The 25300-nt window shown below is 61.0% G+C and carries 21 protein-coding genes; 6 read left to right on the top strand and 15 right to left on the bottom strand.

Annotation, left to right across the window (positions count from 1 at the left end; genetic code table 11):
* Positions 1–61: 61 nt before the first annotated feature.
* Positions 62–1081, bottom strand: a complete 1020-nt coding sequence (locus tag SOP85_RS23990; protein ID WP_323607092.1) for a quinone-dependent dihydroorotate dehydrogenase — start codon at positions 1079–1081, stop codon at positions 62–64.
* Between the two features lie 229 nt (positions 1082–1310).
* Here SOP85_RS23990 and SOP85_RS23985 point away from each other — a divergent pair, with 229 nt between their 5' ends.
* The 5 genes from SOP85_RS23985 (at position 1311) to cobA (ending at position 7068) form a co-directional block, all read left to right on the top strand.
* Positions 1311–2522 carry a CmpA/NrtA family ABC transporter substrate-binding protein gene (locus SOP85_RS23985; RefSeq protein WP_323628428.1) on the top strand — a complete coding sequence of 404 codons (1212 nt, stop codon included), beginning with the start codon at positions 1311–1313 and terminating at the stop codon, positions 2520–2522.
* 16 nt (positions 2523–2538) lie between these two features.
* The gene (locus tag SOP85_RS23980) at positions 2539–3114 is read left to right on the top strand and encodes an ANTAR domain-containing response regulator (protein WP_008056396.1); all 576 of its coding nucleotides are present in this window, start codon (positions 2539–2541) and stop codon (positions 3112–3114) included.
* A gap of 245 nt (positions 3115–3359) precedes the next feature.
* A complete protein-coding gene (locus SOP85_RS23975; RefSeq protein ID WP_274073182.1) occupies positions 3360–4571 on the top strand; it encodes a nitrate/nitrite transporter in 1212 nt (403 codons plus the stop codon).
* 7 nt (positions 4572–4578) lie between these two features.
* A complete protein-coding gene (locus SOP85_RS23970; protein ID WP_323628427.1) occupies positions 4579–6249 on the top strand; it encodes a bifunctional protein-serine/threonine kinase/phosphatase in 1671 nt (556 codons plus the stop codon).
* A 51-nt stretch (positions 6250–6300) separates the two neighbouring features.
* Entirely contained in the window at positions 6301–7068 is a 768-nt protein-coding gene (gene cobA, locus SOP85_RS23965) for a uroporphyrinogen-III C-methyltransferase (RefSeq protein WP_323628426.1), read from the top strand.
* A gap of 102 nt (positions 7069–7170) precedes the next feature.
* Here cobA and SOP85_RS23960 read toward each other — a convergent pair whose 3' ends face one another.
* The 8 genes from SOP85_RS23960 to ppsA all read right to left on the bottom strand — a co-directional run bounded on the left by SOP85_RS23960 (position 7171) and on the right by ppsA (position 15342).
* Positions 7171–8202, bottom strand: coding sequence for an OmpA family protein (locus SOP85_RS23960; RefSeq protein ID WP_323607088.1), 1032 nt, complete (start codon positions 8200–8202; stop codon positions 7171–7173).
* 107 nt (positions 8203–8309) lie between these two features.
* A complete protein-coding gene (gene sigX, locus SOP85_RS23955) occupies positions 8310–8900 on the bottom strand; it encodes an RNA polymerase sigma factor SigX (RefSeq protein WP_075949123.1) in 591 nt (196 codons plus the stop codon).
* Between the two features lie 90 nt (positions 8901–8990).
* Positions 8991–9815 (bottom strand): mechanosensitive ion channel family protein, encoded by an 825-nt coding sequence (locus SOP85_RS23950; protein WP_007916401.1) that lies wholly within the window; start codon positions 9813–9815, stop codon positions 8991–8993.
* Positions 9816–9817: 2 nt separating this feature from the next.
* The gene (locus SOP85_RS23945) at positions 9818–10066 is read right to left on the bottom strand and encodes a CrfX protein (RefSeq protein WP_274073178.1); all 249 of its coding nucleotides are present in this window, start codon (positions 10064–10066) and stop codon (positions 9818–9820) included.
* Positions 10067–10129: 63 nt separating this feature from the next.
* Positions 10130–11125, bottom strand: coding sequence for a zinc transporter ZntB (locus SOP85_RS23940; protein ID WP_274073177.1), 996 nt, complete (start codon positions 11123–11125; stop codon positions 10130–10132).
* Between the two features lie 22 nt (positions 11126–11147).
* Positions 11148–11639, bottom strand: a complete 492-nt coding sequence (gene rraA / locus SOP85_RS23935; RefSeq protein WP_008061717.1) for a ribonuclease E activity regulator RraA — start codon at positions 11637–11639, stop codon at positions 11148–11150.
* Between the two features lie 137 nt (positions 11640–11776).
* Positions 11777–12766: an alpha/beta fold hydrolase gene (locus SOP85_RS23930; protein ID WP_274073176.1), complete on the bottom strand. Its 990-nt coding sequence runs from the start codon at positions 12764–12766 to the stop codon at positions 11777–11779.
* 200 nt (positions 12767–12966) lie between these two features.
* Entirely contained in the window at positions 12967–15342 is a 2376-nt protein-coding gene (gene ppsA / locus SOP85_RS23925) for a phosphoenolpyruvate synthase (RefSeq protein ID WP_274073175.1), read from the bottom strand.
* 174 nt (positions 15343–15516) lie between these two features.
* On the opposite strand from ppsA, the gene ppsR reads away from it, so the two are divergent.
* Positions 15517–16335, top strand: a complete 819-nt coding sequence (gene ppsR, locus SOP85_RS23920) for a posphoenolpyruvate synthetase regulatory kinase/phosphorylase PpsR (RefSeq protein ID WP_008048584.1) — start codon at positions 15517–15519, stop codon at positions 16333–16335.
* Positions 16336–16458: 123 nt separating this feature from the next.
* On the opposite strand, the gene prpD is transcribed toward ppsR, so the two are convergent.
* The 6 genes from prpD to SOP85_RS23890 form a co-directional block, all read right to left on the bottom strand.
* The gene (gene prpD, locus SOP85_RS23915) at positions 16459–17943 is read right to left on the bottom strand and encodes a 2-methylcitrate dehydratase (RefSeq protein ID WP_323628425.1); all 1485 of its coding nucleotides are present in this window, start codon (positions 17941–17943) and stop codon (positions 16459–16461) included.
* Between the two features lie 203 nt (positions 17944–18146).
* On the bottom strand, positions 18147–19337 hold the full coding sequence (gene prpF, locus SOP85_RS23910) for a 2-methylaconitate cis-trans isomerase PrpF (protein WP_274073173.1): 1191 nt from the start codon (positions 19335–19337) through the stop codon (positions 18147–18149).
* Positions 19338–19403: 66 nt separating this feature from the next.
* Positions 19404–21998, bottom strand: coding sequence for a Fe/S-dependent 2-methylisocitrate dehydratase AcnD (gene acnD, locus SOP85_RS23905; protein WP_274073172.1), 2595 nt, complete (start codon positions 21996–21998; stop codon positions 19404–19406).
* A gap of 204 nt (positions 21999–22202) precedes the next feature.
* Complete coding sequence (gene prpC / locus SOP85_RS23900) at positions 22203–23330, bottom strand: bifunctional 2-methylcitrate synthase/citrate synthase (RefSeq protein WP_274073171.1); 1128 nt, start codon at positions 23328–23330, stop codon at positions 22203–22205.
* Positions 23331–23464: 134 nt separating this feature from the next.
* Positions 23465–24355: a methylisocitrate lyase gene (gene prpB, locus SOP85_RS23895; RefSeq protein ID WP_274073170.1), complete on the bottom strand. Its 891-nt coding sequence runs from the start codon at positions 24353–24355 to the stop codon at positions 23465–23467.
* Positions 24352–25068, bottom strand: coding sequence for a GntR family transcriptional regulator (locus SOP85_RS23890; protein ID WP_172668661.1), 717 nt, complete (start codon positions 25066–25068; stop codon positions 24352–24354). The genes prpB and SOP85_RS23890 overlap by 4 nt, the downstream gene beginning before the upstream one ends.
* Positions 25069–25300 lie beyond the last annotated feature (232 nt).

Here is a 25300-nt window from a genome sequence, read left to right as displayed (position 1 = left end):
GGCTTGCCGGCGAAGGCGTCCTCGAGATCGCCATCGCCGGCAAGCCGGGCTCCTACAGGGATCAGCGCAGGGCGGCGATGGCGTCCACGGACTCGCGAATCAATGCAGGGCCCTTGTAGATGAAGCCTGAGTAGATCTGCACCAGGCTCGCACCCGCGGTGATTTTCTCCGCTGCGTGTTTGCCTTCGGTGATGCCGCCCGCTGCAATGATCGGCAAGCGGCCACCCAGCTCCGAAGCCAGCACCTTCACGGTGTTCGTGCTCTTGTCACGCACCGGTGCGCCGGACAGACCGCCCGCCTCGTCACCGTGCTCCATGCCTTCGACACCCACGCGGCTCAGGGTGGTGTTGGTGGCGATGACCGCGTCCATGCCGGTTTCGATCAACGCCTGTGCGACCTGCGCGGTTTCTTCGTCGGTCATGTCCGGGGCGATCTTGATCGCCAGCGGCACGTGTTTGCCATGGCGCAGCGCCAGTTCGGCCCGACGGGTGGCGAGGTCCGCCAGCAGCTGCTTGAGCGAGTCACCGAACTGCAGGCTGCGCAGGCCCGGGGTGTTGGGCGAGCTGACGTTGACCGTCACGTAGCTGGCATGGGCATAGACCTTGTCCAGGCAGATCAGGTAGTCGTCGACCGCACGCTCGACCGGAGTGTCGAAGTTCTTGCCGATATTGATGCCCAGCACGCCCTTGTATTTGGCGGCCGCCACGCGGGCCAGCAGGTGATCGACGCCCAGGTTGTTGAAGCCCATGCGGTTGATGATCGCCTCGGCCTCCGGCAGACGGAACAACCGCGGTTTCGGATTGCCCGGTTGCGGACGCGGGGTAATGGTGCCGATTTCGACGAAACCAAAACCCAATTGTGCAAAACCGTCGATGGCGGCGCCGTTCTTGTCCAGGCCGGCGGCCAGGCCCACCGGGTTCGGGAACTCCAGGCCCATGACGTTCACCGGCAATCTTGCCGGGGCCTTGCACAGCAAACCGTTGAGCCCCAGACGCCCGCCCGCGCCGATCAGGTCCAGGGACAGATCGTGGGAGGTTTCCGGGGAAAGTTTGAACAACAGCTGACGGGCCAGGGTGTACATGGGCGGATTTGACTCGATTGGCGGCGAAATGAGGCGGCGATTATACCCGCGCATCGGGGTCGCAAGCGAGGCGCGCGACAAAATCAGCAGGCGATGGCATATGCCTTGCACCAGCACAGGCATCAGCACGCAGGCCAACGGCGGAATGCGTGCCAGGACAATGGCGTCGTCAGCCGGCCCTGCTCTTGCGGGGTCCGGGACGACGTTTTTTTTGGAAGGTGCGAAATCGATGAACGAACCCTCAATCGGCCCCCTGGCCTGGGTCAATGGCAGCGACGCTCCGGAAAAGAGCGAAATCAACCTCGGCTTCATGGCCCTGAGCGACTGCGCTTCGGTGGTGGTCGCCGCCACCCAGGGCTTCGCCCAGCCCTATGGACTGACCTTGAACCTCAAGCGCCAGTCGTCCTGGGCCAACCTGCGGGACAAACTGGTCAGCGGCGAACTCGATGCCGCCCACAGCCTGTACGGCTTGATCTATGCCGTGCACCTGGGCATCGGCGGCGTGGCCCCCACCGACATGGCGGTGCTCATGGGCCTGAACCAGAACGGCCAGAGCATCAATCTCTCCCACGGCCTGCAGGCCGCCGGCGTGACCAGTCCTGAAGCATTGGACCGGCACGTGCACCAAAGTCGCCCAAAACTGACCTTCGCCCAGACCTTTCCCACCGGCACTCATGCCATGTGGTTGTACTACTGGCTGGCGAGCCAGGGTATTCACCCGCTGCACGACGTCGACAGCGTGGTGGTGCCGCCACCGCAAATGGTCGCGCACCTGCAGGCCGGGCGCATCGACGGCTTCTGCGTCGGCGAGCCCTGGGCCGACAGCGCAGTGAAACAGGATCTCGGGTTTACCTTGGCCACGTCCCAGGCCATCTGGCCCGACCACCCGGAAAAAGTCCTCGGCTGTACCCGTGCCTTCGTCGAGCAATACCCCAACACCGCCCGCGCGCTGGTGATGGCGATCCTCGAAGCCAGCCGCTTCATCGACGACAGCAGCGAAAATCGCCGCAGTACCGCGCAATTACTCAGCGCACCGCAGTACCTCGATGCGCCGCTGGCGTGCATCGAACCGCGGTTGCTGGGTGACTACGCCGACGGCCTGGGCAATCAATGGCAAGACCCGCACGCCCTGCGCTTCCATGGGCAGGGGGAAGTCAACCTGCCGTACTTGTCCGATGGCATGTGGTTCATGACCCAGTTTCGTCGCTGGGGCCTGTTGCGCGACGACCCCGATTACCTCGCCGTGGCCCGCCAGGTGCAACAACTAGGCTTATACCGTGAAGCCGCCAGCGCCGTCGGTGTCGCCGCCCCAGGCAACGAGATGCGCAGTAGCCAGTTGATCGACGGCAAGGTCTGGGACGGTTCGGACCCGGCCGGTTATGCCCGCAGCTTCAAGCTGAACGCCTTGAGCGACAGCTCGCCCCTTCTCGCCAGCCGCTGAACAGGAGACTGCGAACATGTTGCGTATCCTGCTGATCAACGACACCGCGAAAAAAGTCGGACGCCTGAAAGCCGCGCTCACCGAGGCCGGTTTCGAGGTCATCGACGAATCCGGGCTGACCATCGACCTGCCCGAACGCGTCGAAACGGTGCGCCCGGACGTAATCCTGATCGATACCGAGTCACCGAGCCGCGATGTCATGGAGCAAGTGGTGCTGGTCAGCCGCGACCAGCCACGGCCGATCGTGATGTTTACCGACGAACACGACCCCGATGTGATGCGCCAGGCGATCAAGTCCGGGGTCAGTGCCTACATCGTCGAAGGCATTCACGCACAGCGCCTGCAACCGATTCTCGACGTGGCCATGGCACGCTTCGAAAGCGACCAGGCCCTGCGCGCCCAACTGCACGCCCGCGACCAGCAACTGGCCGAGCGCAAGCGCATCGAGCTGGCCAAAGGGCTGCTGATGAAGATGAAGGACTGCAACGAAGAAGAGGCCTACACCCTGATGCGTCGCCAGGCGATGAGCCGCCAGCAGAAGCTGATCCAGGTGGCGGAGCAGATCATTGCCATGAGTGAGTTGCTTGGCTGAACGGCAAAAGATCGCAGCCTTCGGCAGCTCCTACAGGGGTACGCATTCCAATTGTAGGAGCTGCCGCAGGCTGCGATCTTTTCGGTTGGCACAGATCTCGCTAGGTATTCACTACAGGTAACCAACGGCGGTTGCCCCACCTACGACAAAGACGTCGCTCACCTCATTTGCCCCATGGCGAATCAGGTGGCGGCGTTTTTTTTGTTTTGGCCCCCGTTCGAGACTCCTATCAGCTGAGGTGCGCGATGAATTCAAGCTTCTGGAAATCCGGCCACACCCCGACACTGTTCGCGGCCTTCCTCTATTTCGACCTGAGCTTCATGGTCTGGTACCTGCTCGGCCCGCTGGCCGTACAGATCGCCGGCGACCTGCACCTGACCACCCAACAACGCGGGATGGTCGTCGCCACGCCGATTCTGGCCGGCGCGGTACTGCGTTTTGCGATGGGCATGCTGGCTGATCGCCTGTCACCCAAGACCGCCGGCCTGATCGGCCAGGTGATCGTCATCTGTGCGCTGTTCGGCGCCTGGAAACTGGGCATCCACAGCTACGAGCAAGCCTTGCTGCTGGGGCTGTTCCTCGGCATGGCCGGCGCGTCCTTCGCCGTCGCCCTGCCTTTGGCATCGCAGTGGTACCCGCCGCAACATCAGGGCAAGGCCATGGGCATCGCCGGGGCCGGTAACTCCGGCACCGTACTGGCGGCGCTGATTGCACCGGTGCTGGCTGCTGCCTTTGGCTGGAGCAACGTGTTCGGCTTTGCGCTGATCCCGTTGATCCTGACCCTGATCGTCTTCGCCTGGCTGGCGAAAAACGCGCCTGAGCGGCCGAAAGCCAAGTCCATGGCCGATTACTTCAAGGCCTTGGGCGACCGCGACAGCTGGTGGTTCATGTTTTTCTACAGCGTGACCTTCGGTGGTTTCATCGGCCTGGCCAGCGCCCTGCCCGGTTACTTCAACGACCAATACGGCCTGAGCCCGGTCACTGCCGGTTACTACACCGCAGCCTGTGTATTCGGCGGCAGCCTGATGCGGCCGCTGGGCGGCGCCCTGGCCGATCGCTTCGGTGGCATTCGCACCCTGCTCGCGATGTACACCGTCGCGGCCATCTGCATCGCGGCCGTCGGATTCAACTTGCCGAGTTCCTATGCCGCACTGGCCCTGTTCGTGTGCACCATGCTCGGCTTGGGTGCAGGCAACGGCGCGGTGTTCCAGTTGGTACCCCAGCGTTTCCGTCGCGAGATCGGCGTGATGACCGGGCTGATCGGCATGGCCGGCGGCATCGGTGGCTTTGCCCTGGCAGCCGGCATGGGCGCGATCAAGCAGAGCACCGGCAGCTACCAGATGGCCTTGTGGTTGTTCGCCAGCCTGGGGGTGCTCGCCTGGTTCGGCCTTCACGGCGTAAAACGTCGCTGGAGGACCACCTGGGGTTCGGCCGCCGTGACGGCTGCACGGGTCTGACAGCGCGATGAGCCTGCAACTGAGTTTCGCCCAAGCCAGCGCCATCGGCCCGCGCGAAGAGAACCAGGATGCCTTGCGCCTGGTCACGCCGGCCCCGGCGCTGGCGGCCAGCAAGGGCTTCCTGTTCGCCATCGCCGACGGCGTCAGCCAGTGCGCCGATGGCGGCCTGGCGGCTCGCTCGACCTTGCAGGCCCTGGCCCTGGATTACTACGCCACGCCGGAAACCTGGGGGGTGGCCCAGGCCCTGGATCGCTTGCTGCTGGCGCAAAACCGCTGGTTGCAGGCCAACGGCGCAGGCCAACCGCTGCTGACCACCGTCAGCGCCCTGGTCCTGCGTGGCCGGCGTTTTACCCTGGCCCATGTCGGCGATTGCCGGGTGTATCGCTGGCACGCCGGGCAGTTGCAGCGGGTCAGCGAAGACCACGTCTGGGACCAACCGGGCATGCAGCATGTACTCAAGCGCGCACTGGGACTGGATCAGCACCTGGTGCTGGATTTCCTCGATGGCGAGCTGCGCACCGATGAAAGCTTCGTGCTGCTCAGCGACGGCGTGTGGGCGGTCCTGGGTGACACTGCCATTGCAGCGATCCTGCGCGATCAACCGGACCTCGACAGCGCCGCGCAAACCCTGGTCAACGCCGCGCACCTGGCGGGCAGCCAGGACAACGCCAGCGCCTTGCTGGTGCGCGTCGATGCCCTGGGTGAAGCGAGTATCGGCGATGCCTTGATCCATCTGCAGCAATGGCCGCTGCCGCCGACACTGAAACCGGGGCAGGTTTTCGAAGGCTGGCAGATTGAAGGGATTCTCGGCCAGAGCCAGCAATCGTTGCTTTATCGGGTACGCGACAGCCAACAACAACCCTGGTTGCTGAAAACACTGCCCGCGCGCTTGCACGACGATCATCAGGCCGGACAAGCGCTGCTGTCCGAAGAGTGGTTCCTCAAGCGCGTGGCCGGACGGCACTTTCCTGAAGTGCATGCGGCCAGCCAGCGTCAGCATCTGTACTACGTGATGCGCGAGTATCCGGGCTCGACCCTGGCGCAACTGCAGGAGCAGATCGGGCCCTTGCCCCTGGCGCAGTGGCAGGATGTGGCGGAACGCCTGCTGCGAGCGGTCGGCCTGCTGCATCGACGGCAGATCCTGCATCGCGATATCAAGCCGCAGAACCTGCTGTCAGGGGACGACGGCGAGCTGCGCCTGCTGGATTTCGGCCTCGCCTACTGCCCCGGCCTGTCTGAGGATCAACCTAGCGCCCTGCCGGGAACCCCCAGCTATATCGCCCCGGAGGCCTTCCGCGGTGACGCACCCACGCCGCAACAGGACCTGTATGCGGTGGGGGTGACTTTGTATTTTTTGCTCACCGGGCAGTATCCCTACGGTGAGATAGAAGCCTTTCAACGCCCCCGGTTCGGCGTGCCGGTCAGTGCCAGTCGCTACCGCCCCGACCTGCCGGATTGGCTGGCGCAAAGCCTGGAACGCGCGGTGGCCGCAGACCCGGCCCAGCGCTTTGAAACGGCAGAGGAATGGTTGCGGCTGTTGGAACAGGGGGAGCGAAACAGCTTAAGCATACGGCCCAGGCCTTTGCTGGAGCGCGAACCGCTGAAGGTGTGGCGCACATTGGCCCTGCTGTCGCTGGTGGCGAACCTGGCGCTGCTGTTCCTGGTGTTCCATGGCTGAGCCTGTCTTGCCTTTTAAACCGATCATCGTCATTTCGTGAGGAAAAACCCTATGAACGCAAAAGTCTGGCTGGTGGGCGCGGGACCCGGTGATCCTGAACTGCTGACCCTCAAGGCGGTGCGCGCATTGAAGGAAGCGGATGTGGTGCTGATCGATGACCTGGTCAATGGCGCGATTCTCGAACACTGCCCTGAGGCACGGATCGTGGCCGTGGGCAAACGCGGTGGTTGCCGCTCCACGCCGCAAGCGTTCATTCATCGCCTGATGCTGCGTTACGCCCGGCAGGGCAAATGCGTGGTACGACTCAAGGGGGGTGACCCGTGCATCTTCGGGCGTGGTGGCGAAGAAGCCCAGTGGCTGCGCGAGCGCGGAGTCGAGGTCGAACTGGTCAATGGCATCACAGCTGGGCTCGCAGGCGCTACGCAATGCGATATCCCACTGACCTTGCGCGGTGTGGCGCGCGGTGTGACGCTGGTTACCGCCCATACCCAGGACGGCAGCAGCCTGAACTGGCAGGCACTGGCCCAGTGCGGTACGACCCTGGTGATCTACATGGGTGTGGCCAAACTCAGCGAAATCCGTGAGCAGCTGTTGGCCGGCGGGATGGCGGCGGACACGCCGGTGGCGATGATCGAAAACGCATCATTGCCCCATCAGCGGGAATGCAGGAGTGATCTGACAGGCATGGAGGAAGATGCCTACGCCTTTGAGTTGAAAAGCCCGGCCATTTTGGTAATCGGCGCTGTCGCGGCCCGCGAGGAAAATCTAAAGATCGCAGCCTTCGGCAGCTCCTACAGCTTGAACGCAGAGCTTGTGTAGGAGCTGCCGCAGGCTGCGATCTTTTCACACAACACAAATCCTCAAATCGCAGACAAAGAAAAGCCCGGCCTGAGCCGGGCTTTTCTCGTAGCTGCGAGCTAATTACTTAGCTTGAGCTTCAACCTGCGCTTCTACGCGACGGTTTACAGCACGGCCAGCGTCAGTAGCGTTGTCAGCAACTGGGCGGGATTCGCCGTAGCCAACAGACTGAACGCGGGACGATTCAACACCGTACTGGTTGGTCAGAACCTGCTTAACGGCGTTTGCACGACGCTCGGACAGTTTCTGGTTGTAAGCGTCAGGACCGACGGAGTCAGTGTGACCTTCAACAGTGGTGCTGGTGGATGGGTACTGCTTCATGAAGTCAGCCAGGTTCTTGATGTCGCCGTAGCTGTTAGGCTTGACTACCGACTTGTCGAAGTCGAATTTCACGTCCAGCTCAACACGAACAACTTCAGCAACTGCTGGGCAGCCGTCAGCGTCAACAGTTACGTTGGCTGGGGTGTCCGGGCACTTGTCAACGTTGTCGCAAACGCCATCGTTGTCGCTGTCGGAGCAAACTTCTGGAGCTGGAACTGGAGCAGGAGCTGGTTTGGAGCCGCCACCGAAGTTCACACCGATACCGACGCTAGGAGCCCACTCGGTGTTGCCCTGGTCGATGTTGTATTGAGCTTCAACGCCAGCACGGGCGTAGAAGTTCTCGGTGAAGTACAGCTTGGCACCGCCGCCAACGTTGGCGAAGGTGGAGTGGTTACGACCGCCCGAACCGTTCTGGTCGATGCTCTGGTGGGAGAAACCGCCGGAGAGGTACGGACGAACCATGTCGCCTGGGTTGTTGAAGTGGTACAGGCCGTCCAGAGCTGCGTTCGAGCCCTTCACGTTCTGGCCATCATCGGTAACGGCGTTGTGGACTTCGTCGTAGGACAGACGCAGTTCAACGTCGTCAGTCAGGAAGTAACCGATCGAACCGCCCGGCAGGATACCGTCGTTCTTGAAGTTACGGTCGCTATCGAAATACTGCTTCTTTGCGTAGCCTTCGATTTCAACTGCGCCTTGGCCCTGTGCCAGAGCGCCGAACGAAGTGGCGGCAATAAGAGAACCAATGGCCAAGCCCAAGGTGTTTTTCAGTTTCATCCGTTAAATCCCCATCTGGTGATTGTGAAGCAGTCCCGCAAACCGGGGGACAACTCGGCAGCAAGTCTATCAGAACTTGCCTACACGTAAGAGATATTTGCGCTGAACTAAGTTTCAGCAATGCCTGCAAATTTCTCACGCAATTTATCTAGAGCGCGTTTGTACCGCATTTTTGTTGCGCTCAAGCCCATGTGCATGATGTCTGCGATCTCCTGAAACTCCAGCTCTGCGACAAATCGTAGCACCAAAATTTCGCGGTCAATCGGGTTCACATACACTAACCAACGATCAAGTCCACCCTTCTCCTCGGGTTTCGGCGCCTTTTCTTCGGACGCTTCCTCGAGGGGGTCAAGACTCAATGCGTCCATCAATCGACGCTTTCGCCTTTCCTTTCGATACTGCGTAATGCACTCGTTGTACGTGATGCTATATAGCCATGTCTTGAACTTCGATTTGCCCTCGAAGTTCTTCAGGCCATACAGCACCTTCAACATGACCTCCTGACAGACATCATCAGCGTCGCGATCGTTCCCGAGATACCTTGCACAGACGTTAAATAATGTTCGTTGGTAACGCCGCATCAGCTCTTCATAAGCGCGCGTCACGTGAAACAGCTCGGTATGCGAGCGCGCGACCAACTCCTCATCAGAGAGCTCGCGGGGGTCGTAGCGCATGGATAGCGATTGGGCTTTATTCAAAACAAGTCGTGCCGACAGTCAGGTCAATGTCCGCCGCAGCCAGCATCAGGCGGCATTTTACGGCGGCATACATTAGCAGGGTTTGCCGGGTTAGCGGCTACTCACATGCTGCTCGAGGAGGATCCGATTGGAAAGAGAGACTAGCTCACCCTCATCGGTCAGCAATGTGGTTTTAACCGTGCCGATCTCTTCGATCTGCCCTTCGACCTCTCCAACTCGCACTTGTTGCCCAACCTGGTACAACTCACGCACATAGATTCCCGCAAGAATCTGACCGGCAATTTCCCGGCTTCCCAGCCCCATGGCCAGCGCAACCGCCAGACCAACGGTTATCAATACGATCACGATCACGTGGTTGAGCAGGTCAGTCTTGACCTCCAACTGACTGATCGCGACCGAGATACTGATGATGATCACCAGGCCCTGGGCAATTCTCCCAAGTCCGGAAGCGTAGTCCAGTCCTACGCCTTCTGCCGCACCGCGCACCAGGCCATTGGCCAGTTGCGCCAGCAGGACACCCACCAGCAGCACCAGCGCCGCGCCGAATACTTTCGGCAAATACAACGCAAGCATATCCAGCGTAGCTGAAACTCTCTCAAGTCCAAGGGATTCTGCGGCAGAAACCAGAAAAATAAGCAGAACGAACCAATAGACGATTTTGCCGATCAGCGTCGAGATGGGGACTTGAAGCCCGGCGCGGGACATCAACTTGGTCAAACCGGTACCGCCCATCAGGCGATCCAGACCCAGTTTGGCGAGCAATTTGGACAGCAGGGTGTCCAGCAGCTTGGCCACGACAAACCCTAGCAGGAGCACAACCAGTGCGCCAAACAGGTTCGGAATGAAGTTCGCGACCTTGGTCCATAACGCAGTCATTGCAGTGACGAGGCTCTGTGTCCAGAGATCAAGTTCCATATTCAATCAGCCTTATCAGCAGTGCGAGCGGTAGGTTTACGAAGTCGGGAGACCGGCGTGACATGGGCCGAGCCGTTATTGAGGGCGATCATCAGGGCGGGCAGCCAGCGGCCCAGCAGGCTGAACAAATCACCGGCGCCAACCTGGCGATTGGCGGTTTTCAGGACACGTCCCAGGCACGCATCGTCGTCCCGGGTGGACGGTGATGCATTGAGCATGTCGCGCAAAGACTGTTCAAACGGATCGTGCATACGCACCTCTCGTGATGTCTGTGAAAGACGCGGTCAAATTTGCCCGGGTCACATGGCGCATTTTCAAACCCAGCGCAAACGTCGGAATAACCACCACTGCCCAAGCGCCACCGAGATCATCAGCAGGCAGGCGACGAGGAAGCCATAGGGGCTTTCTGAAAATGGAATGCCACCGACGTTGATCCCCAGAAGACCGGTGAGAAAACTCATTGGCAAAAATATCCCGGTGATGATGCCGAAGCGATACATCGTGCGGTTCATGCGCACGCTCAATCGTCGGTCTTCAGCCTCCAGGACCAGCCCCACCCGCTCCCGCGTCAATTCAAGCTCTTCCAGATAGCGGGTCAGGCTGTTGTTCAATTCGTTCCAGTAATCGCCGTCATCCTCGACGAACCAGGGCAGCTTGATCCGCGTCAGTTGACCAAAAATGTCCCGTTGCGGAGCGAGAAAGCGCTTCAACGCAGCGGCCCGGCGACGGATCTGTAAAACGGCGCCGTGCTCGGGCGTGTACCGTTCGTCGGAATCCAGCTTTTCTTCTTCCTCATCGACCACTTCCGAGAGGCAGCTGACCAGGTCCTGCACCTTGTTGGTGAGGTACTGGGCCATGTAGAGAATGAGTTCGGAGGCGGTTTTCGGCCCCTTGCCCTCCTCCAGCTGCACCAGCAGTTCTTCGGTGGCGCGCAACGGACGCAAGCGCAGGGAAATCACCCGCTGGGCGGAGGCGAAGATCCGCACCGACACCATGTCTTCAGGCTCAGCCCCCGGATTGAGGTTGACCCCGCGTAAAAACAGCAACAGTTCGCTGTCCGAAAGCGCGAGAAGACGCGGACGGGTGTTTTCTTCCAGCAAGAGGTCGCAGCTGAACTCACTCAGGCCACTGGACTTGCGCAGCCAGGTCTGGGTCTGCGGGTGACTGCGATCCCAGTGCAGCCACAGGCTTTCGTGAGCCTGCAGCTGCAATTCGTCGAGTTCTGTCCGGGCTATCGAACGCGCACCGCCTTTACCGTCCAGCACCAGGGCATGTACCAGCCCCCATTGCGCGTTTTCTTCCTCGAACATCCGCATTCCTTGGCTCAAAAAATTACTCAGGCATCTTCAGCGGGCTGGGCGAGACGATCACGCCATTGTTGTCCGCATAGATGTAGTGGCCAGGATGGAAGGTCACGCCGGCGAAGGTCACGGCAACGTTCAGGTCGCCAATGCCGCGCTTGTCGGTCTTCATCGGGTGGCTGGCCAATGCCTGGACCCCCAGGTCGGTTTGCGCGATGACGTCGACATCGCGGATGCAACCGTAGATCACCAGCCCTTCCCAGCCGTTTTTCGCGGCTTTCTCGGCGATCATGTCGCCCAGCAATGCACGGCGCAGAGAGCCGCCGCCATCGACTACCAACACCTTGCCATTACCCTTGAGCTCGGCTTGCTCCTTGACCAGCGAGTTGTCTTCGAAGCACTTGATGGTCACGATCTCGCCGCCGAAGGAATCCCGGCCACCGAAATTGCTGAACATCGGTTCCAACACCTGCACCAGCTCCGGATAGGCGTCGCACAGGTCAGGCGTGAGGTAATGGTTCATCGAGAAACTCCTGTAAAGAGGAAGAAAGCACGAACATCACTACTGATTCAGTCACGGAAAATGACCGGAACAGCTCAATGCGTCATATCTTAGCCGCATGCCGACCAGAGCGAAATGCCCTTGATAGAGCGTCCAGCTTAGATCGCCGCGGCCAAATCCGCTTGATCACCGAGCAATGGCCTGTGCTGATCCGTCAACCAGCGCGCTACCAGGGGCCAGACTTCAGCCTGGGCGGCCTTGCTGACCAACATTTCCACATGACCGAAATTATCGGCAAAACCCTGCTCGCGTCCCAGGTTGATAAATTGCTTGTGCTCGGAACCCAGCTGATCAAACAACTTGCGACACGCCCAGGCCGGGTCCTGATGATCGCCTGCGGCGCTCACCGCCAGCACTGGCACCTTGACCTCGGCCAGCCCCGCCCACCAGTCCTTGTCGGCGTCGCCAAAGCGCCCGAACAGACCGTACCAGCGCATGCTTTCCAGGGCCAGGCCGATCGGCTCGTCCTCCGGGCCACGCTTGAGCCGTGAACCGGACAGCTGGGCAAAGCGCTTGAGGATGAAACGACCGCTCCATTCCACCGGTGGAATCTTCAGCGGCCAGTAGGTGCGGCTGACTTGCGTGCCAAAAAACGCCGCGGAAGCGACCACGGGTTCGCCAATGTATTCACCCCCCAGCGCGGCCGCCAGGGTAATGCCACCCAGCGAATGGCCGATCCAGTGCGGGACCTGGCCGCTCTGCTCGCGCACGAAGGCGCCAATGGCGGGCAGATCGTATCGCGCGTAGTCGGCAACACGGTTCTTGCGATAGTTCTGGTTGCGCTGGGACAGGCCGTGACCGCGCATTTCCGCGATCCAGACATCGAACCCCAGGCGCGTCAGATAGGCACCCAGGCCCAGCCCCTTGGGGGAGAACCAGAAACGTCGATTGGAAAAACTGCCGTGCAACAGGATCACCGGCACGCCACGGGACGCCGGTTCATCAGCCATGCCGAGGCGCGTCACCGCCAGCTCTACGGTGCCGTCGGGGCTGTTACCGGGTTTCAGCCGGTAGACATCTTCGCTCAGATCGCCGCGCCGCTCGGCGCTGATCAGGGCGACAGGAAACAGGTTGCTGCTGCTTTGCATAATCTCTTGCACAAAAAAGGGCGGCATCCGGAGGAGCCCGCCCTACTTGAAATCTCAAAACAGACCGCCCCCCTGTAGGAGCGAGCTTGCTCGCGAAGAACTTCAGGACACCACGTTTATCCAGGATAAGCGAGTCATCGTTGACGTCCATCGCGAGCGAGCTCGCTCCTACAGAGAGAGAGCGGCCCGTTCACACCGGATCAGGCCTGCGCCTGACCCTCAGCCAGGAAGAACCAGGTTTCCAGAACGGAATCGGGGTTCAACGAAACGCTTTCGATGCCCTGCTCCATCAGCCACTTGGCCAGGTCCGGGTGGTCCGAAGGACCCTGGCCGCAGATGCCGATGTACTTGCCAGCCTTGTTGCAGGCGGCAATGGCGTTGGCCAGCAGCTTCTTCACCGCCGGGTTACGCTCGTCGAACAGGTGCGCGATGATCCCGGAGTCACGGTCCAGGCCCAATGTCAGCTGGGTCAGGTCGTTGGAGCCGATGGAGAAGCCGTCGAAGAACTCGAGGAACTCTTCCGCCAGGATCGCGTTGGACGGCAGTTCGCACATCATGATGATGCGCAGACCGTTGTCGCCACGGGCCAGGCCGTTTTCGGCCAGCAGATCGATCACCTGGCTGGCTTCGCCCAGGGTACGGACGAACGGCACCATGATTTCGACGTTGGTCAGGCCCATCTCGTTGCGCACGCGCTTGAGGGCACGGCACTCGAGTTCGAAGCAGTCACGGAACGATTCGCTGATGTAACGCGAAGCGCCGCGGAAGCCCAGCATCGGGTTTTCTTCTTCCGGCTCGTAGAGCTTGCCGCCGATCAGGTTGGCGTATTCGTTGGACTTGAAGTCCGACAGGCGCACGATGACCTTTTTCGGCGTGAACGCTGCAGCCAGGGTGCTGATGCCCTCGACCAGCTTGTCGACGTAGAAGTCGACCGGATCGTTGTAACCGGCGATGCGCTTGTCGACGCTTTCCTTGATGTCCTGCGGCAGACCGTCATAGTTCAACAGCGCTTTGGGGTGCACACCAATCATGCGGTTGATGATGAATTCCAGGCGGGCCAGGCCCACACCGGCGTTCGGCAGCTGGGCGAAGTCGAAGGCGCGGTCCGGGTTGCCGACGTTCATCATGATCTTGAACGGCAGGTCCGGCATGGCGTCCACGGAGTTCTTCTTGATGTCGAAGCCCAGTTCGCCTTCGAAGATGAAACCGGTGTCGCCTTCAGCGCAGGAAACGGTCACGCCCTGGCCGTCTTTCAACAGCTGGGTGGCGTTGCCGCAACCGACCACGGCCGGGATGCCCAGCTCACGGGCGATGATCGCCGCGTGGCAGGTACGGCCGCCACGGTTGGTGACGATGGCGCTGGCGCGCTTCATGACCGGTTCCCAGTCGGGGTCGGTCATGTCGGACACCAGTACGTCGCCTGGCTGGACCTTGTCCATCTCGGACACGTCCTTGATGATGCGGACCTTGCCGGCGCCGATGCGCTGGCCAATGGCACGGCCTTCGACCAGCACGGTGCCGGTCTCTTTCAACAGGTAACGTTCCATGACGTTGGCCTGGGTGCGGCTCTTCACGGTTTCCGGACGGGCCTGCACGATGTACAGCTTGCCGTCGTCACCGTCCTTGGCCCATTCGATGTCCATCGGGCACTTGTAGTGCTTCTCGATGATCATCGCCTGCTTGGCCAACTCGCTGACTTCGGCGTCGGTCAGGCAGAAACGCGCGCGTTCGGCCTTGTCGACGTCGACGGTCTTGACCGAACGACCGGCCTTGGCTTCGTCGCCGTAGATCATCTTGATGGCTTTGCTGCCCAGGTTGCGGCGCAGGATCGCAGGGCGACCGGCGGCCAGCGTGCCTTTGTGGACGTAGAACTCATCCGGGTTCACCGCGCCTTGTACGACGGTTTCACCCAGGCCGTAGGCGCCGGTGATGAACACCACGTCACGGAAACCCGACTCGGTGTCGAGGGTGAACATCACGCCGGCAGTGCCGGTTTCGGAGCGGACCATGCGCTGCACACCGGCCGACAGGGCGACCAGCTTGTGGTCGAAGCCCTGGTGCACGCGGTAGGAAATGGCGCGGTCGTTGAACAGGGAAGCGAACACCTCTTTGGCGGCGCGAATGACGTTTTCGACGCCACGGATGTTCAGGAAGGTTTCCTGCTGGCCGGCGAAGGAAGCATCCGGCAGGTCTTCGGCGGTAGCGGAAGAGCGCACGGCCACGGCCATGTCAGGGTTGCCGGCGGACAGCGTGGCGAACGCGGTGCGGATTTCGGCATTCAGTTTTTCCGGGAACTCGGCTTCCATGATCCATTGGCGGATCTGGGCACCGGTCTTGGCCAAGGCATTGACATCGTCGACGTCCAGGGCGTCGAGGGCGGCATGGATCTGATCGTTCAGGCCGCTCAGTTCGAGGAAATCACGATAAGCCTGAGCGGTCGTGGCGAAGCCACCGGGCACCGATACACCGGCACCCGCAAGATTGCTGATCATCTCGCCCAGGGATGCGTTCTTGCCCCCCACGTGCTCAACGTCGTCTTTGCCGAGCTTGTCGAGGGAAACTACGTACTCTACCAAGGTGATCTCTCCACTAACTGTGTTGGAAAAGCTCAGAAACCGGCGGCTCAAGGGAGCGTTTGCCAGTTGTATGGCCTGGACCTGGAAAATAAGTGAGAATGCGGGCCATTGGCGGCCGGCAAATCGCGCCTATCATATCCAAGATTCGTCACTAGCTTAAGGCCCAAGGTGCAAATGAAACGATCTGCTTTCTTTATCTCCGATGGCACGGGCATTACCGCCGAAACCCTCGGCCAAAGCCTTTTGGCGCAGTTCGAAAACATTACCTTCAGCAAAGTCACGCGGCCGTACATCGACAACGTGGACAAAGCGCGGGCCATGGTACAACAAATCAACAAAGCCGCCGAAACCGACGGCTTCCGTCCGATTATCTTCGATACCATCGTCAATCAGGACATTCGTGAGATCCTCGCGACTTCCAATGGTTTCATGATCGACATTTTCTCGACCTTCCTGGCGCCCCTTGAACAGGAACTGACCGAGCATTCTTCCTATACCGTGGGCAAATCCCACTCTATCGGTGCCAACACCAATTACATGGAGCGTATCGAGGCGGTGAACTTCGCCCTCGACAACGACGACGGTGCCCGCACGCATTATTACGACAAGGCCGACCTGATCCTGGTCGGCGTATCGCGCTGCGGCAAGACCCCGACCTGCCTGTACATGGCCATGCAATTCGGCATCCGCGCGGCCAACTACCCGCTGACCGAAGACGACATGGAGCGCCTGCAACTGCCCAGCGCCCTGCGTGCCCACCAGCACAAGCTGTTTGGCCTGACCATCGACCCGGACCGCCTCACCGCGATCCGCAACGAGCGCAAGCCCAACAGCCGCTATTCGAGCTACGCCCAGTGCGAATTCGAAGTGCGCGAGGTGGAAAACCTGTTCCGCCGCGAGAACATTCCGAACATCAACTCCACGCATTTTTCCGTGGAAGAGATCTCCGCGAAGATTCTTGTGGAGAAAGGTGTGGAGCGGCGCTTCAAGTAGTTTGTAGCGCCTGTCCCGCCGCCTTCGCGAGCAAGCCCGCTCCCACATTGGACCGCATACCATTCCCACGACGCGGTCAAATGTGGGAGCGGGCTTGCTCGCGAAGAACGATGACGCGGTCGCCTAGATAACAAACAAATCCAAAAACCGATTAACAGGCGTCGCTTCAAGCGCTGCCTGATCCTTGCACAGATCAAAAATCTCCTTACTGCGCTGCCCGGTGAATCGCGTCAGCAGGTTCGCCCTGAACTTGTCCTCCAACAATGGAATGCCCTCGGCACGCCGCCGACGATGACCGATCGGATACTCCACCACCACGTTCTCGGTGCTGGACCCATCCTTGAAAAACACCTGGACGGCATTGGCGATCGAGCGCTTGTCGGCCTCCAGGTATTCGCGGGTGAAGCGCGGATCTTCGACAATGACCATCTTGTCGCGCAGCACATCGATGATCGGATGCGCCTTGTGAAAATCATCTTCGTAGTACTCGGCGACCAGGTTGCCGAACGCCAGTGGCACCGCGGTCATGTACTGGATGCAGTGATCGCGGTCAGCGGCATTGGCCAGCGGACCGACCTTGGAAATGATGCGGATCGCCGATTGTTGGGTGGTGATGACGATCCGGTCGATTTCATGCAGGCGATTGCGCACTAGCGGGTGCAGGGTCACCGCAGCCTCACAGGCCGTCTGTGCGTGGAACTCGGCGGGAAAACTGATCTTGAACAGCACGTTTTCCATCACATGACTGCCGTATGGCCGCGAGAAGCTGAAACCACGCTGGTCTTGCGGCTTGAGCGCCAGGTCGTTGTTGGTGTGACTGAACAGCACGTCGTAAAAACCCCATTGTTTGGCACTCAACACGCCTGGAATGCCCATCTCGCCACGCAGGGCGATGTCCGCCAGGCGCACACCTCGGCTGGACGCATCCCCCGCCGCCCAGGATTTTCGCGAGCCGGCATTCGGTGCATGGCGATAGGTTCGCAATGCCTGGCCGTCAGCGAACGCATGGGACAACGCCGAGAGCAACTGCTCGCGGTTGGCGCCCATGAGCTTGGCGGTGACGGCGGTGGAAGCGACTTTCACCAGAATGACGTGATCGAGGCCGACACGGTTGAACGAGTTTTCCAACGCGATCACGCCCTGGATCTCATGGGCCATGATCATCGCTTCAAGCACCGTGCGCACGGTCAGCGGCGCTTCGCCATTGGCCAGGCGCTTTTGCGACAGATGGTCAGCCACGGCGAGAATGCCACCGAGGTTATCCGACGGATGACCCCATTCAGCGGCGAGCCAGGTGTCGTTGTAGTCGAGCCAACGCACGATGCAGCCGATGTCCCACGCCGCCTTGACCGGGTCGAGTCGGTAACTGGTGCCAGGCACGCGGGCGCCGAACGGCACGACGGTGCCTTCGACCATAGGCCCCAGGTGCTTGGTGCACTCGGGAAAACGCAAGGCCAGCAGGCCGCAGCCGAGGGTGTCCATCAGGCAGTTGCGGGCGGTGTCGAGGGCTTCCAGGGAGTCGATTTTGTAGTTCAGTACGTAATCGGCAATGTCCTGCAGGACCTGGTCGTAGTCGGGGCGGTTGTTGAGGTCAACGTTGGCGCTCATGTTCGATTCACTCTGCACATGGTTCGTTGATGGGACCTCGGTTCAGGGATCAATCTCGGTGGGTGACGCCATTTTTGTTTAAAATACGATCCAAGTGTGGGAGCGGGCTTGCTCGCGAAAGCGGTGTGTCATTCGACATCAATGTTGAATGGCAGTCCGTATTCGCGAGCAAGCCCGCTCCCACATGGGGTCGGTGCCAGGTTTTAGAACGAATCGCCCGGCACGCGGACGTAACCTTCCATCAACACCCGTGCACTGCGGCTCATGATGGCCTTGTTCACGGTCCATTCGCCGTTGACCTGGCTGGCTTCGGCGCCAACGCGCAAGGTGCCCGACGGATGACCGAAGCGCACCGCGTTGCGTTCGACGCCGCCCGCCGCGAGGTTGACCAGGGTGCCGGAAATCGCTGCTGCCGTGCCGATCGCCACTGCCGCCGTGCCCATCATCGCGTGGTGCAGCTTGCCCATGGACAGTGCGCGTACCAGCAGGTCGACATCCCCCGCCGCAACCGTCTTGCCGCTGGACGACACGTACTCCGCCGGCTTGGCCACGAATGCCACTTTCGGCGTGTGCTGGCGCTTGGCTGCTTCGTCGACGTTGGATATCAGGCCCATGCGCAGTGCCCCGTAGGCACGGATGGTTTCGAACATCAGCAACGCTTTCGGATCGCCGTTGATCGCGCCTTGCAATTCGGTGCCCTTGTAGCCGATGTCTTCGGCATTGACGAAAATGGTCGGGATACCGGCGTTGATCATGGTTGCCTTGAAGGTCCCGACGCCCGGCACTTCCAGGTCATCGACCAGGTTGCCGGTAGGGAACATCGAACCGCCACCGCCCTCTTCTTCCGCTGCCGGGTCGAGGAATTCGACCTGCACTTCCGCCGCCGGAAAGGTCACGCCGTCGAGTTCGAAATCGCCGGTTTCCTGCACTTCGCCGTTGGTGATCGGCACGTGGGCGATGATGGTCTTGCCGATGTTGGCCTGCCACACGCGCACCACGGCAATGCCGTTGTGCGGGATGCGGCTGGCGTCCACCAGGCCGTTGCTGATGGCGAACGAACCGACCGCCGCGGTCAGGTTGCCGCAGTTGCCGCTCCAGTCGACGAACGGCTTGTCGATCGACACCTGACCGAACAGGTAATCGACGTCGTGATCGGCCTTGATGCTTTTCGACAGGATCACGGTCTTGCTGGTGCTGGACGTCGCGCCGCCCATGCCGTCGATCTGCTTGTCGTACGGGTCGGGGCTGCCGATCACGCGCAGCAACAAGGCATCGCGGGCCGGGCCTGGAACCTGTGCGGCCTCGGGCAAGTCCTTCAGGCTGAAGAACACGCCTTTGCTGGTGCCGCCACGCATGTAGGTGGCTGGAATTTTAATCTGAGCTGCGTGAGCCATGGTGCTCGTTACTCCTGATCTGAAAGCAGACACGGGACTCAAGGTCCCGTGTCTGTGCTGCGTGTGTTAGACGGCTACCGCCGATTCTTCGAGGAAGTCCTGGGCGAAGCGTTGCAACACGCCGCCAGCCTCGTAGATCGACACTTCTTCAGCGGTGTCGAGGCGGCAGGTCACCGGCACATCGACGCGCTCGCCGTTCTTGCGATGGATCACCAGCGTCAGCTCGGCACGCGGGGTGCGGTCGCCGATCACGTCGTAGGTTTCGCTGCCGTCGATGGCCAGGGTGTGACGGTTGGTGCCCGGCTTGAACTCCAGCGGCAACACGCCCATGCCCACCAGGTTGGTGCGGTGGATACGCTCGAAACCTTCGGCGGCAATCGCTTCGACACCGGCCAGACGCACGCCCTTCGCTGCCCAGTCGCGGGACGAACCCTGACCGTAGTCGGCGCCGGCGATGATGATCAGCGGCTGCTTGCGATCCATGTAGGTCTCGATCGCTTCCCACATGCGCATCACTTTGCCTTCCGGCTCGACGCGAGCGAGGGAGCCCTGCTTGACCTTGCCGTTTTCCAGAACCATTTCGTTGAACAGTTTCGGGTTGGCGAAGGTTGCGCGCTGCGCGGTCAGGTGGTCACCGCGGTGAGTCGCGTAGGAGTTGAAGTCCTCCTCCGGCAGGCCCATTTTTGCCAGGTATTCGCCGGCGGCGCTGTCGAGCATGATCGCGTTGGATGGCGACAGGTGGTCGGTGGTGATGTTGTCCGGCAGTACCGCCAGCGGGCGCATGCCCTTGAGCGGACGCGCGCCGGCCAGTGCGCCTTCCCAGTACGGCGGACGGCGGATGTAGGTGCTCATCTCGCGCCAGTCGTACAGCGGCGCGACTTTCGGGCCGGTGTCTTCGTGAATGGCGAACATCGGGATGTAGACCTGGCGGAACTGCTCCGGCTTCACCGAGGCTTTCACTACGGCGTCGATTTCTTCGTCGCTCGGCCAGATGTCTTTCAGGCGGATTTCCTTGCCGTCGACGACGCCCAGCACATCCTTCTCGATATCGAAACGGATGGTACCGGCGATCGCGTAAGCGACGACCAGCGGCGGCGAAGCGAGGAAAGCCTGCTTGGCGTACGGGTGGATCCGGCCGTCGAAGTTACGGTTGCCGGACAACACAGCCGTGGCGTACAGGTCACGGTCGATGATCTCTTGCTGGATCACTGGGTCCAGCGCACCGGACATGCCGTTGCAGGTGGTGCAGGCGAAGGCCACGACGCCGAAACCGAGCTGTTCCAGCTCATCGGTCAGGCCGGCTTCGTCGAGGTACAGGGCGACGGTTTTCGAGCCCGGTGCCAGGGACGACTTGACCCAAGGCTTGCGGGTCAGGCCGAGCTTGTTGGCGTTGCGTGCCAGCAGGCCGGCGGCGATCACGTTGCGCGGGTTGCTGGTGTTGGTGCAGCTGGTGATGGCGGCGATGATCACCGCGCCGTCCGGCATTTGCCCCGGCACATCGTCCCACTGACCGGAGATGCCTTTGGCAGCCAGGTCCGATACCGCGACACGGGCGTGCGGGTTGCTCGGGCCGGCCATGTTGCGCACTACCGAAGACAGGTCAAAGGTCAGGCCGCGCTCGTATTGCGCGCCTTTGAGGCTGTCAGCCCACAGGCCGGTGGTCTTGGCGTAGTTCTCGACCAACTGCACCTGCTCGTCTTCACGACCGGTGAGCTTGAGGTAGTCGATGGTCTGCTGGTCGATGTAGAACATCGCCGCGGTGGCGCCGTATTCCGGAGCCATGTTGGAGATGGTTGCGCGGTCGCCCAGGGTCAGCGCCGCGGCGCCTTCACCGAAGAACTCCAGCCATGCACCCACGACTTTCTGCTTGCGCAGGAACTCGGTTAGCGCCAGCACCATGTCGGTGGCGGTGATGCCCGGTTGCAGCTTGCCAGTCAGTTCAACGCCAACGCTTTCCGGCAGGCGCATCCAGGAGGCGCGGCCGAGCATCACGCTTTCGGCTTCCAGGCCGCCAACGCCGATGGCGATCACGCCCAGCGCATCGACGTGCGGGGTGTGGCTGTCGGTGCCGACGCAGGTGTCAGGGAAGGCTACGCCGTCACGTACCTGGATCACCGGAGACATTTTCTCCAGGTTGATCTGGTGCATGATGCCGTTGCCCGGCGGGATCACGTCGACGTTCTTGAACGCCTTCTTGGTCCAGTTGATGAAGTGGAAACGGTCTTCGTTGCGACGGTCTTCGATGGCGCGGTTCTTCTCGAACGCCTCCGGATCGAAACCACCGCGCTCGACGGCCAGGGAGTGGTCGACGATCAGTTGCGTCGGTACCACCGGGTTCACTTGCGCTGGATCGCCGCCTTGCAGGGCGATGGCGTCACGCAGGCCGGCGAGGTCGACCAGTGCGGTCTGGCCGAGAATGTCGTGGCACACCACACGGGCCGGGAACCACGGGAAGTCGAGGTCGCGCTTGCGTTCGATGAATTGCTTGAGGGATTCGGTCAGCGTGGCCGGGTCGCAGCGACGCACCAGGTTTTCCGCCAGCACGCGGGAGGTGTACGGCAGGGTGTCATAGGCGCCGGGCTGGATGGCCTCGACCGCCGCGCGGACGTCGAAGTAATCCAGGTGGCTGCCGGGCAGCGTTTTACGGAATTCAGTGTTCATCGTCAGGACTCGGGTCACGGTAGTTACAAAGGGTGGGGCCTGGCACAGCTCCCGAATTGAACACAGACCTCTGTAGGAGCCGGCTTGCCGGCGAATGCGGTGGGTCAGCAACAACAATGTTGAATGACAAACCGCCTTCGCTGGCAAGCCAGCTCCTACAGGGTCACCGGTTCATTCAGTGACCTGGGCAGGCATTCCCACCATTCAGCGTTGTTCGATTGGCACGAACTTGCGCTGTTCGACGCCGGTGTACTCGGCGCTCGGGCGGATGATGCGGTTGTTGGCACGTTGTTCGTACACGTGGGCCGCCCAGCCGGTCAGGCGCGAGCAGACGAAGATCGGTGTGAACAACTTGGTCGGGATGCCCATGAAGTGGTACGCCGAGGCATGGTAGAAGTCGGCGTTCGGGAACAGCTTCTTCTGCTCCCACATGGTCTTGTCGATGGCTTCGGAAACCGGGAACAACACCGTGTCCCCCACTTCGTCGGCAAGTTTTTTCGACCAGGCCTTGATCACTTCGTTACGCGGATCGTTGTCCTTATAGATCGCGTGACCGAAGCCCATGATCTTGTCCTTGCGCTCGAGCATGCCGAGGGTGCCCTTGATCGCGTCTTCCGGCGACGAGAAGCGCTCGATCATTTCCATCGCCGCTTCGTTGGCGCCGCCGTGCAACGGGCCACGCAGCGAGCCGATGGCCGCGGTGATGCACGAGTACAAGTCAGACAGGGTCGACGCGCAAACACGGGCAGTGAAGGTCGAGGCGTTGAATTCGTGCTCCGCGTAGAGGATCAGCGAAACGTTCATCACCTTGACGTGCAGCTCGCTCGGCTTCTTGCCGTGCAGCAGGTGCAGGAAATGACCACCGATGGACTGCTCGTCGCTCACGCATTCGATGCGCTTGCCTTCGTGGCTGAAGCGGTACCAGTAGGTCATGATCGCCGGGAAAGCAGCCAGCAGGCGGTCAGTCTTGTCGTGCTGCTCGGAGAAGTCGTTCTCCGGCTCCAGGTTGCCCAGGAACGAGCAGCCTGTGCGCATCACGTCCATCGGGTGGGCGTCGGCGGGGATGCGTTCCAGCACTTCTTTCAGCGCTTGCGGCAGGTCACGCAGCTTGCTCAGCTTGGTGATGTAGGCATTCAGTTGCGCCTTGCTCGGCAGCTCGCCGTACAGCAGCAGGTAGGCGACTTCTTCGAACTGTGCGTCAGCCGCCAGTTCACGAACGTCATAACCACGATAGGTCAGACCGGCACCCGACTGGCCCACGGTGGACAGTGCGGTTTGCCCGGCTACCTGGCCACGGAGCCCGGCGCCACTGAGTACTTTTGCTTCGGCCATTTCTGCCTCCAATATTTTTGAATTTGTCAGGGAATCGGCAAATTGTGATTCATCAGGTCTTTTGGGTGTTGCCGAAAAGATCGCAGCCTCGTTTCACTCGACAGCTCCTACAGGGGAAAGCGATCTTTTGATCTTCATTTCTTCGCAGCAAACAACGCATCGAGCTTCTGCTCGAAGGTGTGGTAGTCGATGCGATCGTAAAGCTCCATGCGGGTCTGCATGGTGTCGATGACATTCGCCTGCGTGCCATCGCGGCGTAGCGCGGTGTAGACGTTTTCCGCGGCCTTGTTCATGGCGCGGAAGGCCGACAGCGGGTACAGCACCAGCGATACATCCGCTCCAGCAAGCTGCTCGGTGGTGTACAGCGGCGTCGCGCCGAATTCAGTGATGTTGGCCAGGATCGGCGCTTTCACACGGTTGGCGAACAACTTGTACATGTCCAGTTCGGTGATGGCTTCCGGGAAAATCATGTCGGCGCCAGCTTCGATGCACGCAGCGGCGCGATCCAGAGCAGATTCCAGGCCTTCCACCGCCAGGGCGTCGGTACGGGCCATGATCACGAAGCTGTCATCGGTACGGGCATCGACCGCCGCCTTGATGCGATCGACCATTTCCTGCTGGGTCACGATCTCTTTATTAGGACGGTGACCGCAACGCTTGGCGCCAACCTGGTCTTCGATGTGAATCGCCGCCGCGCCGAACTTGATCATCGACTTCACGGTACGGGCCACGTTGAAGGCCGAGGAACCGAAACCGGTGTCCACGTCCACCAGCAGCGGCAGGTCGCAAACGTCGGTGATACGGCGCACGTCGGTCAGCACGTCATCCAGGCCGGTGATGCCCAGGTCCGGCAGGCCGAGGGAGCCAGCAGCCACCCCGCCACCGGACAGGTAGATCGCCTTGAAACCGGCGCGCTTGGCCAGCAGCGCGTGGTTGGCGTTGATCGCGCCGACCACTTGCAGTGGATGCTCGCTGGCGACCGCATCGCGGAAACGCTGGCCTGGAGTGCTCTTGTTCAAACTCATGACTCACCTCGTTTGGCTGTCGGGTTGGCGCCGTCCTGGTAATGACGGGCGATGTTGCGTTTGGAGGCGCCGATGTGACGGCGCATCAACAACTCGGCCAGTTCACCGTCACGGTCGGCGATGGCATCGAGAATTCGGTGGTGCTCGGCGAACGCCTGGTGTGGGCGATTGGGCGTGCTGGAAAACTTCATGCGGTACATGCGCACCAGTTGATACAGCTCGCCGCAGAGCATTTGCGTCAGGGTGCGGTTACCGCTGCCCTGGATAATCCGGTAGTGGAAGTCGAAATCGCCTTCCTGCTGGTAATAGCCGCGACCGGCCTGGAAGGCCTCGTCGCGCTCGTGGGTTTCGAGGACGCGACGCAGTTCGTCGATTTCTTCGACGCTCATGCGTTCGGCGGCCAGACGACAGGCCATGCCTTCAAGGGATTCGCGGATTTCGTAGAGCTCGATCAACTCGGCATGATCGAGCGACACCACCCGCGCCCCGACGTGCGGCACGCGCACCAGCAGGCGCTGGCCTTCCAGACGGTGGATGGCCTCGCGTAGCGGGCCGCGGCTGATGCCGTAGGTCCGGGCCAGCTCCGGCTCGGAGATTTTGCTGCCGGGGGCAATATCGCCCTTGACGATGGCCGCCTGAATACGCCGGAAGACGTTCTCGGAAAGCGTTTCCGAGTCGTCCTGAACGATGAGCGGGGGATCCAGTTGATCCAACATATTGTCGACACCTTGAAAGCCAGTGCCGCAAAAACTAACCAAAACAGGCGCTCCAGTCAAAGGATAATTCGATATTGTCGACAATCGTCTAATAACCGACTGCACCATAACCAAGCAGGGCCCTCTGTTTATAGCCGCCCCCCACCGGTGGCGCCATAAACCCACCGTGCTAGAATGCCGCCCGCATTTGTCTGTCACATCTGCACGGCTTGTCATGAATAGCTGATAG

The sequence above is a fragment of the Pseudomonas sp. YuFO20 genome (assembly GCF_035064975.1).
Classification (GTDB): Bacteria; Pseudomonadota; Gammaproteobacteria; order Pseudomonadales; family Pseudomonadaceae; genus Aquipseudomonas; species Aquipseudomonas putida_AE.
Note: the sequence above shows the minus strand (reverse complement) of the source record. Positions and strands in the feature narration are given on the sequence as shown.

Coding starts and splice junctions, on each gene's coding strand:
- SOP85_RS23950 (WP_007916401.1), bottom strand. CDS start 9,815: ATGGAACTTGATCTCTGGACACAGAGCCTCGTCACTGCAATGACTGCG.
- SOP85_RS23985 (WP_323628428.1), top strand. CDS start 1,311: ATGAACGAACCCTCAATCGGCCCCCTGGCCTGGGTCAATGGCAGCGAC.
- prpC (WP_274073171.1), bottom strand. CDS start 23,330: ATGGCCGAAGCAAAAGTACTCAGTGGCGCCGGGCTCCGTGGCCAGGTA.
- rraA (WP_008061717.1), bottom strand. CDS start 11,639: ATGAACCATTACCTCACGCCTGACCTGTGCGACGCCTATCCGGAGCTG.
- SOP85_RS23975 (WP_274073182.1), top strand. CDS start 3,360: ATGAATTCAAGCTTCTGGAAATCCGGCCACACCCCGACACTGTTCGCG.
- SOP85_RS23945 (WP_274073178.1), bottom strand. CDS start 10,066: ATGCACGATCCGTTTGAACAGTCTTTGCGCGACATGCTCAATGCATCA.
- SOP85_RS23990 (WP_323607092.1), bottom strand. CDS start 1,081: ATGTACACCCTGGCCCGTCAGCTGTTGTTCAAACTTTCCCCGGAAACC.
- cobA (WP_323628426.1), top strand. CDS start 6,301: ATGAACGCAAAAGTCTGGCTGGTGGGCGCGGGACCCGGTGATCCTGAA.
- prpD (WP_323628425.1), bottom strand. CDS start 17,943: ATGAGCGCCAACGTTGACCTCAACAACCGCCCCGACTACGACCAGGTC.
- SOP85_RS23930 (WP_274073176.1), bottom strand. CDS start 12,766: ATGCAAAGCAGCAGCAACCTGTTTCCTGTCGCCCTGATCAGCGCCGAG.
- prpB (WP_274073170.1), bottom strand. CDS start 24,355: ATGAGTTTGAACAAGAGCACTCCAGGCCAGCGTTTCCGCGATGCGGTC.
- prpF (WP_274073173.1), bottom strand. CDS start 19,337: ATGGCTCACGCAGCTCAGATTAAAATTCCAGCCACCTACATGCGTGGC.
- acnD (WP_274073172.1), bottom strand. CDS start 21,998: ATGAACACTGAATTCCGTAAAACGCTGCCCGGCAGCCACCTGGATTAC.
- SOP85_RS23970 (WP_323628427.1), top strand. CDS start 4,579: ATGAGCCTGCAACTGAGTTTCGCCCAAGCCAGCGCCATCGGCCCGCGC.
- SOP85_RS23980 (WP_008056396.1), top strand. CDS start 2,539: ATGTTGCGTATCCTGCTGATCAACGACACCGCGAAAAAAGTCGGACGC.
- SOP85_RS23940 (WP_274073177.1), bottom strand. CDS start 11,125: ATGTTCGAGGAAGAAAACGCGCAATGGGGGCTGGTACATGCCCTGGTG.
- ppsR (WP_008048584.1), top strand. CDS start 15,517: ATGAAACGATCTGCTTTCTTTATCTCCGATGGCACGGGCATTACCGCC.
- SOP85_RS23960 (WP_323607088.1), bottom strand. CDS start 8,202: ATGAAACTGAAAAACACCTTGGGCTTGGCCATTGGTTCTCTTATTGCC.